Here is a 14154-nt window from a genome sequence, read left to right on the forward strand (position 1 = left end):
CAATGGGCTGGCCACTGGCTGTTATCTTGGCTCTATGGTTAAGGGAGATAATGTGATTTTTGCATTATTGCTGGCGCCCATATACCCGCTATAGTTCTGGCCTTCAAACAAGGTATAAAACACATCAACGTAGTCATCATCATTGCTGAACCAGTGATCTGGCATCGCTTTGATCAGCTGATTAGTCAGCTGAGGAATAATCGCATAACCCTGTACATTGGGATCCGGAATGGTGCGCATGACCTGAGTGACAATATCCAGGAAAGTCGTCGCTAAATCTTTGTAGTTGGTGTTGTCATCCTGCTCCATGAGCAATACATCAGCCGCTTGCCAGCGATAACGTTCCCAGTGGATAAGGATTTGATTCGGTGTATAGTCAGTGCCGTCATGGTCAAGGTAGGGCATATCAACAATATCCAGAACCGGCTCATCGCGCGACGGGCTCACACCGGTGACAATGCCATACACTTCAGCCTTACCCAGGATCCACGGCTCCTGATCATTGTTTAGACGAATGCGCTTCAAAACACTGGTCGAAATGGCTTCAGACTGAGTCGTCATCTGGTTCGCTTGCAGCATATCGCGAGATAAACGCTCAGCACCCTGTGTCTGTCTGGCGCTGCTAAAAATATCCTGCATCACGGCCAGGCCTTCGCGACGTACCTGTTGCTGATCCAACTCAAGCACAAGCACAGGACGCTGCGGCATTTGCTGGGCATCCAGCAGATGAAGCTGACCGTCACTGTCATAGGCCTCTACGTGGATCCAGGTCTTATCATCCCCTTTAGGTGCAAAGGCGATCAGCGGCTCTTCGCCTTCCTGCCATTGGCTCAGCATGTCTGCAGAGGCCAGACGTAATTGATACAGGTTGCTGTCACTTTGCGGCAATCCTTTCAGTACCCGGGTCTGTGTGCTTGCCTGGCCGATCAGCGATTGCGCCTGTTGCGATACCTGCATGTCCTGTACAGTCAGGTGTGACTGGCTTGCCAGTGTTGACTGCCAACGCGAACCCTGGCTTGACAACTCTTGCGCCAAAGATTTCGCCATCACCTTCTTAATATCACTGACCTGAAAAGCCTGTGGATTAAAGCGATCAATTTGTGCCAGTGGCGCCGCCAGGTTATTCACGGTATCTACCGGGGCTGCGGTTGCGCTCGCTGCTGCACTCAGGCTCAGGGCCAGTGCAGATAAGGTCATCTGAGATATGCGTTTCATTGTTATAATTCTCCAGAAATAATCCTGTTCTGGCCTCACCTGAACCACGGGAAGCCACCTCTCGTGTGCCAAATCAAGATAAAACACGAAAATCAAATTATCAACACATTAATATAAAATTTACACAACTTATTTAACAAATAAACACTAAAGCATTGTTATGTATAAATTTAAAATGTTAAAAAAAGAATGAAGATTAGATCCAGTTAGTAACAAGAGTGATGACTCTATTGGGATTCAGTCACTATTATGGGTTAAGGAATAATGGCGAGGCGGCACGCCAGCATAGTTGGATCCGTGCGGTTTATCGCGCTGATCCAACTCAACGAGCAATGACAGGCTAAATAGAAGGGATTATTTCTCAGCTGGATATAAGGTGATCTCCATCCCGGCACCAATAGCAGAGATCCGTAACAACGTATCGACGTGCAGTGCCTGGGAGTAACATTTAGGCTGTTCACCGCAGCTGAAACCGATATCAAAGGTCCGCTTAGAACACCCCAACCATTGCTTCAGTGCGGCCTTAGAGCATGACTCTATTAATTCACACAGGTGATTAATGGCTTTATCCGGGCTCGTCACCTGAGTGCTGGCTTCTATTCTCGCCAGCTGGCGGTACTCATCCTGATCATAGTGCAGTACCACCGCGTTCTTCTTAAGATCCGCAACCAGGGCAGAAATATCCTGCTTGGATTCTAACTCTAAATCGACATTTAAAAACTGGATTTCTGACATGACGGGACATTTACCTTGTTTCTTTTTGAGTAGTTCGCTGCCAGACCTGAGCCATGTTCACGCGACAGAACACATACGATTGGCAGGTGCGACAATATGTCACTATGGATTTTACGCGAATTCTCATAAGCTATCAGCAATTTTGACGAAAAAACAGCACTATGAATAAATCCAGCTTTAAACCCATCCGACAATTTCACAAGCTGGCCGGCTATCTGCTGGCATTACAGATCTTTGCCTGGCTGCTCGGTGGCCTGGTAATGAGCGCGATCCCTTTGGAAATGGTGCATGGTAAACACCTCGCCAAGCGTAATCTGAATAATCCTTTCACGCTCGCCGACTACCCGGCCGATTTAGACCAGCTGGCGCGCCGCGTTGACCAATTCAATGCGCTGACCTTCAGTCATTTTTTGGATCAGCCCATGATCATTGCCACTGGCGCAGAAACGGGTTATTTCACCGCCACAGGAGCCCCCTTTCCCAGTCCGACCGAAACACAAATCCGTGCTAATGCCCGCGCCCACTATCTGGGCGACGGCGCCATTGAATCCGCACAGCGACTTGCCCGGGGGCCACGGGAAGTTCAGTATCGGCCACACATCTGGCGGGTCATCTTTGCCGACACCTTCAGTACCACCTTGTATCTGGACGCCAACAGCGGTCAGGTGATCACCGTAAGAAGCACGCTTTGGCGTATTTTTGACTTTTTCTGGATGTTGCACATTATGGATTATGACGAGCGTGATGACTTTAACAACCCGCTACTTATAACATTTGCAGTCTGTAGTGTGGCTTTCTGTCTCAGTGGCATGCTGTTACTGTTGCAATCCCCGCCCTGGCGACGCCGCCGTTCACGAGGTTGAACTTTTAATTTGACGCCGCTGTCCTACACTTACTAATTGTGCTGCCGTTGACATTAATTAACAATCAATCCGGTCTTTATATTGTATTGTAGAAACAGTGTTGATAGTTTTTAGTGCAATGACTAAACAGGATAGAACCATGAAGCAATTCAGCAGCTTATACCTTGCCATCGGATTGGCCTTAACTGCGAGTGCACTCTCAGGGTGCGGTGGTGGTACAGACGGCGGAACAACACCCGATAACACCAACAGTAACGGTGGTAACAGCGGTGACGGTAGCACAGAACCGAGTTGGCAGGCCGGTGTATTTGCACCTGCCAGTAACTTCATTAATTTCTGCGCTAACCCGCGCTCGGGGGTCGATCAGTTTAACAATAATCAGCCTTTCCCTGACAAAGCGGGCACCGTGATGCACGAAAAAATGTGGTTGCGCTCGTTCAGTCATGAAACCTACCTTTGGTACAACGAGCTACCAGACAACAACCCGCAGGACTTTAACACCGTTGCTGAGTACTTCGCACAACTCAAAACCACACAACGTAATTCTGATGGGTCGTTGAAGGATCAATTCCACTACTCGGAAACCTACGAAAGCTATCAAAAAGAAAGTCAGTCGGGTGTGACTACCAGCTATGGGATCCGCTGGGCTGCAATAGAAACTGCACCACCACGTAATTTTACCATTGCTTACGTTGAACCCAATTCACCGGCAGCGCAGAGCGGGCTCGTACGTGGTGATAGTTTGCTCAGCATTGATGGCCTTGATTTCATCAACAGCGACGAAGTAGCACAACTCAATGAGGCTCTGTTCCCCACTGAAACGAAAGCCCACACGTTTGTCTTTCGCTCTGTTCAGGGCGATGAGAAATCAGCCGAAATGACCGCCATCGATTTTGCACTGTCCCCGGTACAAAATGCGAAGTACATAGATCATGGCGGGAAACGAGTCGGCTATGTGCAGTTTAATCAGTTTATTGCCAGTGCTCAGGGTGATCTGATCGAGGCTTTCAATGACTTTATCACAGATGGGGTTAGCGAGCTGGTGCTGGATATGCGCTATAACGGTGGTGGGTTGATCCACAGTGCCGCGCAGCTGGGCTATATGATTGCGGGCGATAGTTCGCTGGATCGTAATTTTGGTGTAACCACCTATAATGCTAAACGTCAGGACAACAATCGCATTTATACCTTTGAGCCTCGGCAAATAGACTGGACCCGGGAGGTATTCCTGAACGACACCACTTTACCGACGCTGAACCTCTCCAGAGTGTATGTACTCACTACCGACGATACTGCCTCAGCCAGTGAAATGGTCATCAATGGTCTGCGTGGTATCGACGTAGAGGTCGTGCAGATAGGCACCACCACACGAGGCAAACCCTATGGTTTTTTACCCGCACCTAACTGCGGCATGGTGTATTACACTATTCAATCAAAATCAGCCAATGAAAAAGGCTTTGGAGACTATGCTGATGGCTTTACCCCAACACCAGCAAGCCAGATAAACGGTGAAGCAGGGTTGGATGCCAGAGTGCCAGGCTGTCGTGTTAACGATGATTTCAGCAGTGCTTTGGGCGACGAAAATGAACGTCTGCTTGCTACCGCTTTGCATCACAGTGCAACCGGAAGCTGCTTGTTCAATGACGCCCCGCAAGGCGTCTCAGCCAGACCGGGAGATACCGACTCCAGTCATGCAGTGACTTTGCCATTCAGGCCACTACGTGATGGTGCCATTCACGCTACACTGGAAGGTCAGTGATTATGAAATGTTCGGGCTGGTTTGCAACGTTACTCACTTTGCTACTCAGTGGCTGCCAACACTCTAAAGCAACCCCTGTGTATGCGGCGTTAATTGAGCACACCACTCCGGCCATGATCCGTGAAATTCAAGACGCCATTGTCGCCCTTAAGGGCGGCACTGCGCCCCGACTGGCACATAATGTGTTTATGCAAAACTCAACGCTGTTGCTGGAAAAAGGCAACAGTCTGGACCCTTCTGGGCAGCCGATCCTGGGGAGCAAGGAAGGTGGAGTGACCGGCTTCGAGCTGCAAAAACGCGCTGAGCTGTGTGTCTTGTATTATCCCAGAACGAAAGCGTACCAGGTGTTATCCACTGTGCCCTGTGTGATCAATCCACAGCAGCCTGAACGCTGATAACACCGGCTACATTTTATCGCCTGCGGCTGCTTGCAACCCTTCCCTATATCGGTATTATGACGGCCACTAACTGAGGGAGTCGTATGTCGTTAACATCCACCAAACTGTTTACACCCCAGCTGCCATTTACCAGTCACAGCTGTGCCTTTCATATTGGAACCTATCAGGACAGCGATTTTGCAACTTTTGCTCAGCCATTGCCCGCCAAACTCAGCCGCGCCGTAGCCAAACGCAAAGCCGAATACCTGGCCGGACGACACTGTGCCAGTCAGGCACTAAAAGCATTGGGACTGCCACATACCATCATAGCCAGCGCAGAAAGTCGCGCGCCGATTTGGCCTGTGGGCATTCAGGGTACCATCACTCACACCCGGGAGCTGGCGATGGCCATGGTCTGTGACGATCCTGCAATACTGGGATTGGGAATTGATCTGGAAAGAAAGATGTCACTCAAGCAGGAGCAGGAGCTCCAGACACAGATCCTGGCAAAAGCAGAGCAACCGGCATTCGAACGGCTGGGCCAGGCGCATACCTGTCCGTTGACCCTGATTTTCTCCGCCAAAGAAAGCATCTATAAAGCGCTATACCCGGTGGTACAACGCTTTTTTGGGTTTGAAGCGGCATGCCTGATGGAATACAGCGATAATCAGTTATTCTTTACACTCACAGAAACGCTGCATGAAACTCTGCCGCAAGGCACTCGGGTCAGCGTGTATTTCCAATACAATGATGAACTAGTGCTGACCGAATGCTGTTTGCGCGCTGACGTCTAAGCCGGCTCAGTGTGCTTTGCTGGCGTCTCGGGCGCCACCTGAACAGCTTCACTCAGACACCCGTTGTCCATTTTAAGTAACCGATCAGCCAGAGCAAAATACTTGTCATCATGGGTGATCACCAGTACGGTTTTGCCCTGAGCGCTGAGCTCCGGCAGCAACTCACGATAGAATACCTCTTTAAAGACCGGATCCTGATCCGCAGCCCACTCATCAAAGATATAGAAAGGTCTGTCTTCCATATATGCCACCACCAGCGCCAGACGTTTACGTTGACCTTGCGATAGCTTTTGGGTGGTAAAGGCACCATCCTTAATCGCCACTTTGTGGTGCAGATTAAGTTTTCGGATCAGGGCATTGCCTTTATCTTCTAAATCCTGCCCCTGGCAACCCAGAACCCGATCAAAGAGATAAAAGTCACTAAATACAGTGCTGAACAGCTGACGATAATCATCAAATTGCTGAGTCTCAAGTACCTGATTGTCGACCTGGATTTTGCCTTCCTGAGCTTCATACAAGCCACACAGCAGCTTGGCAAAAGTCGTCTTACCGCTGCCATTGCCACCTACCAGATAAACCAGTTCCCCCTTGCGCAGAGTCAGATTAATAGGCGTGAGCGCAAAAACTTCGTCACTTTGTTCGTGATAATAACCGTGGCTAATGTCCTTAAGAGTCAGTTGCTCGAACGTGGTCATGGCGTGGTCGCTGTGCGGCATCAGGGCCATTTCTTCTGTCAGTGTGGCAATCGTATTGGCCGATGCTTTTGCTGCCGCAGCTTTAGGAATAGCCCCTAGCATCACTTCCAGTGGTGTGAGCATATACAAGAAAAGCAGTGCAAAACCCGACATCACTTTGCCGGTGTCTTCGGCTTGCCCTGACAAATAAAACAGTGCACCACCGATGAAAGCAAACACACTGAATCCACCCCAGGAAGCGGCGTAATGGTAAATACTCGCGCCCTGTACCCGACGTTTTTGCAACAGAGTAATGGTGTCTCCAATCACCTGATTTAAAAAGGTGATACGCTTTTCGCGATGCAGTTTAAGCTCTTTGGCACCGGCATAGATCGCATCAAACTGTTCATACAGCGTATCCTGAATGCTGGCGGCTTCAGAAACTTTTCTGAATGCGGTGGCATTCGCCAGACTGTAACCTACAGAGCCTAAGATCAGGGTTAACATAGCAAAAACAAATACCTGCCAATCCAGCCAGGCCATATAGACAAAACTTCCCAGTACAATCATGCCGTTACTCAGGATATTGGGCAGCCCCTGAAAGAACTCCGCAACCCGAAGACTATGCTCGGTCAGACACGACTTTATTTTACCGGCGCCTTGTGCTTCAACATGACTGAAGCGGGCACCTATAACGTGCTCCGCCACCTGCTGACGTACCGTCGCCTGACTGAGTTCACTGAGCTGCTCTGCCAGTATACGAGATACCAGCTGTAACACGACGCCCAGACAGGCCAGGATTGCAAACAGGGTGAACTGCTCAGCCCGGGATTCTTGGGTGCCATTGATGATTTCGTTGATAAGCGCGACCAAAGACACGCTTATTACACCAAACAGAATACTACTGAAGGCGGTCGCGATGAATCGCCACCAGGTATTTTGGATCAATTTTGCAAGCACTGTGACTCTCTCATTTGCTAACGCGAATTTACTTATATGGCTTGACGATCTGGAAGTAAAAAAATTCACCCTTCAAACGTCTTAACTAAGTCTTTTAAAAAGTAAGTGAAATCGAGGTTCTTTTGCTACCGACACTGCAGCCATTTTTTCAGGGGCCCTTTAGCGAATATGGCGATGCGATGGCACTGTCTCAGTCTCAGTCCGAACCGACGCTGGCACAATGTTTAGACGAACGCGGACTGCTGGCAACAGCAATCACTGGCTGGGCACATTCACAGGGAATAACGGCTGGGCGGGCACAGGCGTCTATCTGGCATATGTTGTATACCATCAGAGTGATGCCATCTGTATTACTGAGTCATAGCGTGTTGATGCGCCCTTTACCGCTGAGTACCCACTCAGTCCGACTGTGTCTGACAAGCCAGCGACTCATGCTGGCGCATTGCGGAGAAATCAGTCCACTCTCAGGCGATACTGACAGCAGATACCATGCATTGATATTCGGGCACTTTGCGCCTCTACACCACTATCTGAACGAACAGTTTGGTATTGCGGAGCGCGTGCTGTGGAGCAGCCTGGTGTATCGCCTGAACCACCTCAGTAAAACGATTGCTGAGCACCTGCCCAACCCGTCCCAGTTAAACCAGGATGTGCACTGGCTTTTGCATACTCAGCAATGGCGTGGTAAGCGCAACCCCTTGTTTAAAGCACACCAAAAAGGCTTTGATGTGGGTGCCATGCGTGTGCGGGGCGATTGCTGCCTGATGCACGAACACCCGGTTAAGGGTTACTGTGATGATTGCCCAAAACGACCTGAGCACATGAACATGCGCGCATCAGTTGCTAAATCTTTGTCGCAATAATACGTCTTGAACACATTCAATCAGTGGCAAATTGTTTCTCACTGACACGATTTGATGAACACGAGGAAGAAATCGCATGCATGCTGGTCACCTATCCGATGTCCCCCAACCCCTAGAGTTGGGGGAGTTCCGGCCTGAGCAAGATTGTTTGTTTGTTTCCGGGCAAAACTGCCTGGTTAGCCGTGGCGTGGCTCAGCGCTTTACGCTACCAATCAGTGACACTGACAATCTGGCCAACCGGTTACAGCAAGCCTTAAACAACGCCGCACAGACCAGCCAGGGTCAGGCCATTGCTTTCGGTGTGGTGCCCTTTTGCAAGCAACAGCAGGCACAGTTTATCATCCCGGAACAGGTCAGCACGCTGGACAAGCACCTGTTTGCTCAGTGCCTGAGTGCACAGCCTACACGTGCTCAAACGCCCAATCGCTTACAGTCAGTGCATTACAAGCAAGACAGAGCCCATTTTGAGCAAACCGTACGCGATGCCAAAACCCTGTTTGCCGACGGTGAACTGGATAAAATCGTACTCAGTAAGCAGGTTGAACTGCAGTTTGAGCGGCCACTGGATCAGGTTGGCGTGCTTTCACAGCTGCTGGCACAAAGTCCCAGCGGCTATCATTTCTCTATCCCCGGCCAGTTACACGATGCCCATGCGCAGCGCGATGCCGGCGTACTCATGGGGGTAAGCCCGGAGCTGTTGCTGCGCAAATCTGACGGACAGATCTTCAGTAATCCACTGGCCGGGTCAATTCCCCGCGATCCGTGCCCCAGCGTCGAAGCACAGCGCCGGTCAACTCTGTTCGCATCAAAAAAAGACCGCTATGAGCACGCTGTTGTACTGCAAGATATGGCACAGGTCCTCGGCCCACTGTGCTCCAAATTACACATACCGGAGCAACCCGATCTGCTTAGCACAGCCACCATGTGGCATTTATCGACTGTTATTGAAGGAACACTCACAGACCCCGAACAGCCTGCCATTGCGCTGGCCAACCGCCTCCATCCCACGCCTGCACTGTGTGGTAAACCCACAGAACTGGCATATCAGCATATTGATGCGCTGGAAGGTCATGGCCGTGGCCTGTTCTCGGGGATTGTCGGCTGGTGTGACAATCAGGGCAATGGTGAGTGGGTCGTGGTGATCCGCTGCGGTTACCTGCAAGCCAACCTCGCGACCTTATTTGCCGGCGCCGGTATTGTGGCCGCCTCCGACCCCAGCTCCGAGTGGCTGGAAACCGAAGCCAAACTAAACACTATGCTGAATGCGCTGGACGTACGGCATGCCTATCACTTAGCAACGAAACACACACTATGAGTATTGAATATACCCCGTGGCCCGAAGAGCTGGCCGCCCACTATCGCGCCCAGGGCTACTGGCAGGATAAACCACTCACCAGCATTTTGAACGAACAACTGGTGCATAACGGGCAAGGCATTGCCGTCGCCGATGCTAATCGACAACTGAGCTATCAGCAGCTCGATGAATACAGCAGCAACCTGGCGGCTCATCTGGCCAGTCAGGGACTGCAACAAGGTGATACCGCGCTTGTTCAGCTGCCCAACTGTGTGGAGTTTTATATCAGCTACTTTGCGCTGCTTAAACTCGGCGTGGCACCGGTGTGTGCCCTGTTTAATCATCAACGCACTGAGCTGCAAAGCTATTGTGAAATTTTGCAGCCTAAGCTGCTGTTGGTTTCTTCTGCTCAGCCACTGTTTGCAGATGAATCCTTTTCTCAGGAGTTGTTTAACCGCTTTGCCTGCATCAGCCACATTATGGTGGATCACAGTAAAGGCAATAGCGAACTGAAACAGGCGTATTTGCACGCACGCGCCTTCCGTGCGCCTGAGCTCAATCCAGAAGACGTCGCCTTCTTTCAGCTGTCCGGTGGCAGCACCGGTACCCCTAAATTGATCCCTCGCACCCACAACGATTACCTTTACTCTGTGGTTGCCAGTCGGGATATTTGCCAGCTGCACGGTGATACCCGCTATTTGTGCGCACTACCGGCACCGCATAACTTCCCGCTCAGTTCGCCAGGCGCACTGGGCGTATTCGCAGCCGGCGGCTCGGTGATCCTGGCCTCAGATCCCAGCCCCAGCCACTGTTTTCCTTTAATCGAACGCTTTGCCATAACCCACACCGCGCTGGTACCGCCAGCACTACAGCTGTGGATACAACACGCCGCACACAGCAATCATGACCTGAGCAGCCTGACGCTGATCCAGGTTGGCGGCGCTAAACTCAGCCGCACTGTAGCCGAACAGGTCAGGCCGGTGTTGGGTGCCCAACTACAACAAGTATTTGGCATGGCTGAAGGCCTGGTGAACTACACCCGTCACGACGATGATGACGAGCTGGTACTGACCACTCAGGGCCGCCCAATTAGTCCCGACGATGAGATCAAAGTAGTGGATGAGAATGGCCTGCCCGTCGCACCTAGTGAAGCCGGCAGACTCCTTACCCGTGGCCCTTATACGTTCCGCGGCTATTACAAGTCACCTCAGCATAATGCCAGTGCATTTGATGCTGACGGCTTTTATGCCTCCGGCGATCTGGTCAGGCAACTGCCCTCCGGCCACCTGATTGTGGTTGGCCGTGATAAAGATCAGATCAACCGAGGCGGCGAAAAAATTGCAGCAGAAGAAGTAGAAAACCATTTACTTGGCCATCCACATATCGAGCAAGTCGCCATAGTGTCTATGCCCGATGCCACTTTGGGCGAGAAAAGCTGTGCCTTCGTGGTGGCAGCCGAAAAACTCACCCCTTTACAGCTGAGAAAGTACCTGCGCCAGCTGGGGATCGCCGATTTCAAAGTACCCGACAAATTCCAGTTTGTAACCGACTTACCCCTGACTGCGGTCGGCAAGGTCGATAAAAAAGCCCTGCGCGCTACTTTCGACGGCCAGGCCTGATTAACAGAAGAAGCAAAAAGACAATGAGTATTCCTAAGTTATCCCATTACCCGTTACCCCGCGCTGCGGAGTTACCTGAAAACCGCGTTGACTGGCAGCTGGATGCCAGTCGTGCCGCCTTACTGATCCACGATGTACAGCATTACTTTGTGGGTTACTACGGTGACAATAACCCCCTGATTGAAACCATGATCAATCATATTCAGCGCCTTAAACAGTTCTGTTACGAGCAGGGTATTCCGGTGTTTTACACTGCGCAACCAATCAAACAGGGCCAGCATGAACGCGGGTTGCTGAGCGATATGTGGGGCCCGGGCCTGCAAGACCCGGCACAACAACCGATTGTCGATGCGCTGGCGCCCGGCGAGCAAGATGTCGTGCTAACCAAGTGGCGTTACAGTGCCTTTCAGAAGTGCGACTTTGAAGCGCAACTTCAAGAACGCGGTCGTGATCAGCTAATGATTGTCGGTATCTATGGCCACATCGGGGTGATGACCACCGCTGTAGATGCCTTTATGCGTGACATTCAGCCGTTTGTGATTGCCGATGCGATTGCCGATTTCAGCCGCGATGAGCATCTGATGGCGCTGAACTTTGTGGCGGGACGCTGCGGTAAAGTGGCTACCGTGGCCGACATTCTCGGTGAAGAAACTCAGGACATCACCACACTTGAGGGCCTTAAAGCGCATATCCTGCCGCTGATCGACTGTGAAGCCGATGAATTTGACGAGCATGAAAGCCTTATCGACTATGGCCTGGATTCAGTGCAGGTGATGAATCTCATCGCGTTGTGGCAACAACAAGGTATTGAAACAAACTTCATAGAACTGGCGCAGATCCCGACCCTGGCTGCCTGGATTGACTTGCTGGAAGAGCGTAAGGAAGACTAATGTCACAGGCATTGCCGTTAACGGACTCACAACAAGCTATGTGGTTGCTGCATACCATCAGCGGCCGTGGCGCGCTGTTCAATGTGGCCGAGTGTATTGAGTTTAAAGGTAAAATTTCAGCGACTATGTTGCAGCAGGCTTTTGCGCACGTCTGGCAAAGCAGTAACTGCCTGAGTTGTCGTTTTGTTCATGACAATGCTTTTACCCCGCAATTAAAGCCGTATGCCGAGGTGCCAACCCTGGATATCATCCAGCTGGATGCTCAGCCAGAGGATATTCCCGCCTTTGCCGAACAGTTTGTGACACCGGCAATGGCCAGGGCCTTTGTTTTAGAACAAGATGCCCTGCTGAAACTGACACTGGTGCGCGCTCCCGAGCAGGATTTACTGTTTCTGGTTGGCCACCACTTATTGCTCGATGGCTATGGGTTTGGTTTATTCACCCAGGCACTTAACCGTTGTTATAACGCGCTGCAAAAAGGCAAGCCACTGCCCAAGTTGCCATTTGGCCAGCAACAAGACTTGCTCACTTTACACAATAGTGAAGCCTATCTGGCACGCCAACAAGTCGCCCGGGCCACACTCAACAACTGGTTAGACGGTGTACCTGCCCCACTGAGCTTTAGTCACCAAAAAGAAGATGTAACAGAACCAAACAGACGTCTGAGTCAGGCCTTTACCCACACCGACTGGCATACCGTGATGTCTGCCGCCTCGGTATGTCAGGCGGGTCATGCCGAAGTCCTGCTCGCGGCGGTCAGCGCGGCACTGGTTGCCAAGACTGCGCAATATCATATAACGCTGGGCCTTATCATGATGAACCGCCAGCACCAGCATGAACTCAGCACGCCTTGTGTACAGAGCAATGTTATGCCGCTGCCACTGGAGCTGGCGACAGACATGACACTCAGCCAGTGTTGCCGGGTCATCAATCAGGGCATTAAAGCGCTCAAAGCACTGCAAACTTACCGGGTTGAGGATCTCAAGCGAACTCGTCAGCAGCAAGGTAAAGGTACACATATATTTGGCCCGACCGTTAACCTGCTGCCTTTCACCAGCAGTCCAAAATATGGTGGAATTGCCAGCCACTCCCATATACTCAGTGCCGGTACGACCGACGACATCATGTTGCAGTGGCATCTGTTGCAGGATCAACCAGCCAGGCTGGATGTCGATGCCAATGTGGCGCGTTATTCAGATCAGCAGCAACAGCAGGTGCAGGCTGCCATATTCCGGGCCGCTCACTACTGGTCTCAACATCCCACCCAAACACTGGGCAGCGTGGTCACAGCATTAAACGGAGTCTATGACCATGTCCTATGATGCACGACTACAGCAGGAGTATCAGGGTCAGATTGTCTGGATCAGTGGTGTGGGTCAGGGCATCGGGCTGGCAACAGCCCAGCGTTTTGCCGCCCTGGGGGCGAAAGTGATTGGCTTTGATCGCCAGTTCAGTGGCACCGACATACTCGAGCGTGCCGTGCGGTGTGATCTGGCAGATTTGACGCAACTGGAAGCCACATTAAACGAGCTGCTGGCTCAGGGCCTGGCGCCATATAACCTGATCAACATCGCCGGGGTCTTGGAGCTAGGTGAGGTAGAGCAGTTATCACTGGCACAATGGCAGCACTGCCTGAATGTTAATGCGGGTGCGGTGTTTACCTTTATTCGCGCCTGCACGCCCCACCTTAAACAACAACAAGCAGGGGCCATTGTGACAGTTGGCTCCAATGCCGCACACACCCCTCGTCAACAGATGGCAGCCTATTGCGCTTCAAAAGCCGCCGTTACTCAGCTTACGCTGAGCGCGGGGCTGGAACTGGCGAACTTTGGTGTACGTTGTAATGTGGTTGCTCCGGGTTCGACACTCACACCAATGCAAACCGGTATGTGGCAGGACGAGCAAGGGGCACAGCGCGTCATAGAAGGTTTTGCCCCCCAGTATAAGTTAGGGATCCCGCTTAAAAAGCTGGCCACGGCACAAGAGATTGCCGATAGCGTGGTATTTCTGGCGTCAAAGCTTTCATCTCACACCACCTTGCAAACTATCACCATCGATGGTGGTGCGACTTTCTAAGTTGTTCCGCACAATCAAACGAGCCCGGTTTTGGG

13 protein-coding genes are annotated in these 14154 nt (G+C 51.4%); 10 read left to right on the plus strand and 3 right to left on the minus strand.

Annotation, left to right across the window (positions count from 1 at the left end):
- Positions 1–21 precede the first annotated feature (21 nt).
- On the minus strand, positions 22–1215 hold the full coding sequence (locus tag ACXAH1_RS01605) for a DUF3103 family protein (RefSeq protein WP_475193244.1): 1194 nt from the start codon (positions 1213–1215) through the stop codon (positions 22–24).
- Between the two features lie 354 nt (positions 1216–1569).
- Positions 1570–1950: a hypothetical protein gene (locus tag ACXAH1_RS01610; RefSeq protein ID WP_138552605.1), complete on the minus strand. Its 381-nt coding sequence runs from the start codon at positions 1948–1950 to the stop codon at positions 1570–1572.
- 161 nt (positions 1951–2111) lie between these two features.
- Between ACXAH1_RS01610 and ACXAH1_RS01615 the strand changes: the two genes are divergently transcribed.
- The 4 genes from ACXAH1_RS01615 (at position 2112) to ACXAH1_RS01630 (ending at position 5743) form a co-directional block, all read left to right on the plus strand.
- Complete coding sequence (locus ACXAH1_RS01615; protein ID WP_253050328.1) at positions 2112–2813, plus strand: hypothetical protein; 702 nt, start codon at positions 2112–2114, stop codon at positions 2811–2813.
- Positions 2814–2952: 139 nt separating this feature from the next.
- Positions 2953–4572, plus strand: a complete 1620-nt coding sequence (locus ACXAH1_RS01620) for a S41 family peptidase (protein ID WP_253050326.1) — start codon at positions 2953–2955, stop codon at positions 4570–4572.
- A 2-nt stretch (positions 4573–4574) separates the two neighbouring features.
- Positions 4575–4967 carry a hypothetical protein gene (locus ACXAH1_RS01625; protein WP_253050322.1) on the plus strand — a complete coding sequence of 131 codons (393 nt, stop codon included), beginning with the start codon at positions 4575–4577 and terminating at the stop codon, positions 4965–4967.
- Positions 4968–5053: 86 nt separating this feature from the next.
- The gene (locus ACXAH1_RS01630; protein ID WP_475193247.1) at positions 5054–5743 is read left to right on the plus strand and encodes a 4'-phosphopantetheinyl transferase family protein; all 690 of its coding nucleotides are present in this window, start codon (positions 5054–5056) and stop codon (positions 5741–5743) included.
- Here the strand turns inward: ACXAH1_RS01630 and ACXAH1_RS01635 are convergent.
- Positions 5740–7377: a cyclic peptide export ABC transporter gene (locus tag ACXAH1_RS01635; protein WP_475193250.1), complete on the minus strand. Its 1638-nt coding sequence runs from the start codon at positions 7375–7377 to the stop codon at positions 5740–5742. The two genes, ACXAH1_RS01630 and ACXAH1_RS01635, sit on opposite strands and share 4 nt — an antisense overlap.
- 122 nt (positions 7378–7499) lie before the next feature.
- On the opposite strand from ACXAH1_RS01635, the gene fhuF reads away from it, so the two are divergent.
- From fhuF to dhbA, 6 genes are all read left to right on the plus strand, one after another.
- Complete coding sequence (fhuF, locus tag ACXAH1_RS01640; RefSeq protein WP_475193251.1) at positions 7500–8240, plus strand: siderophore-iron reductase FhuF; 741 nt, start codon at positions 7500–7502, stop codon at positions 8238–8240.
- A gap of 76 nt (positions 8241–8316) precedes the next feature.
- Positions 8317–9555, plus strand: a complete 1239-nt coding sequence (locus ACXAH1_RS01645; protein WP_475193253.1) for an isochorismate synthase — start codon at positions 8317–8319, stop codon at positions 9553–9555.
- Complete coding sequence (locus ACXAH1_RS01650; RefSeq protein WP_475193254.1) at positions 9552–11153, plus strand: (2,3-dihydroxybenzoyl)adenylate synthase; 1602 nt, start codon at positions 9552–9554, stop codon at positions 11151–11153. The genes ACXAH1_RS01645 and ACXAH1_RS01650 overlap by 4 nt, the downstream gene beginning before the upstream one ends.
- Positions 11154–11176: 23 nt before the next feature.
- Entirely contained in the window at positions 11177–12043 is an 867-nt protein-coding gene (locus ACXAH1_RS01655; RefSeq protein ID WP_138545167.1) for an isochorismatase family protein, read from the plus strand.
- Positions 12043–13365: a condensation domain-containing protein gene (locus ACXAH1_RS01660; RefSeq protein WP_475193255.1), complete on the plus strand. Its 1323-nt coding sequence runs from the start codon at positions 12043–12045 to the stop codon at positions 13363–13365. Before ACXAH1_RS01655 ends, ACXAH1_RS01660 begins: the two co-directional genes overlap by 1 nt.
- Positions 13355–14119, plus strand: a complete 765-nt coding sequence (dhbA, locus tag ACXAH1_RS01665) for a 2,3-dihydro-2,3-dihydroxybenzoate dehydrogenase (protein WP_475193258.1) — start codon at positions 13355–13357, stop codon at positions 14117–14119. Before ACXAH1_RS01660 ends, dhbA begins: the two co-directional genes overlap by 11 nt.
- Positions 14120–14154: the final 35 nt, after the last annotated feature.

It is taken from the genome of Pseudoalteromonas sp. AWH4_217 (assembly GCF_056161105.1).

Coding starts and splice junctions, on each gene's coding strand:
- ACXAH1_RS01605 (WP_475193244.1), bottom strand. CDS start 1,215: ATGAAACGCATATCTCAGATGACCTTATCTGCACTGGCCCTGAGCCTG.
- ACXAH1_RS01610 (WP_138552605.1), bottom strand. CDS start 1,950: ATGTCAGAAATCCAGTTTTTAAATGTCGATTTAGAGTTAGAATCCAAG.
- ACXAH1_RS01615 (WP_253050328.1), top strand. CDS start 2,112: ATGAATAAATCCAGCTTTAAACCCATCCGACAATTTCACAAGCTGGCC.
- ACXAH1_RS01620 (WP_253050326.1), top strand. CDS start 2,953: ATGAAGCAATTCAGCAGCTTATACCTTGCCATCGGATTGGCCTTAACT.
- ACXAH1_RS01625 (WP_253050322.1), top strand. CDS start 4,575: ATGAAATGTTCGGGCTGGTTTGCAACGTTACTCACTTTGCTACTCAGT.
- ACXAH1_RS01630 (WP_475193247.1), top strand. CDS start 5,054: ATGTCGTTAACATCCACCAAACTGTTTACACCCCAGCTGCCATTTACC.
- ACXAH1_RS01645 (WP_475193253.1), top strand. CDS start 8,317: ATGCATGCTGGTCACCTATCCGATGTCCCCCAACCCCTAGAGTTGGGG.
- ACXAH1_RS01650 (WP_475193254.1), top strand. CDS start 9,552: ATGAGTATTGAATATACCCCGTGGCCCGAAGAGCTGGCCGCCCACTAT.
- ACXAH1_RS01655 (WP_138545167.1), top strand. CDS start 11,177: ATGAGTATTCCTAAGTTATCCCATTACCCGTTACCCCGCGCTGCGGAG.
- ACXAH1_RS01660 (WP_475193255.1), top strand. CDS start 12,043: ATGTCACAGGCATTGCCGTTAACGGACTCACAACAAGCTATGTGGTTG.
- dhbA (WP_475193258.1), top strand. CDS start 13,355: ATGTCCTATGATGCACGACTACAGCAGGAGTATCAGGGTCAGATTGTC.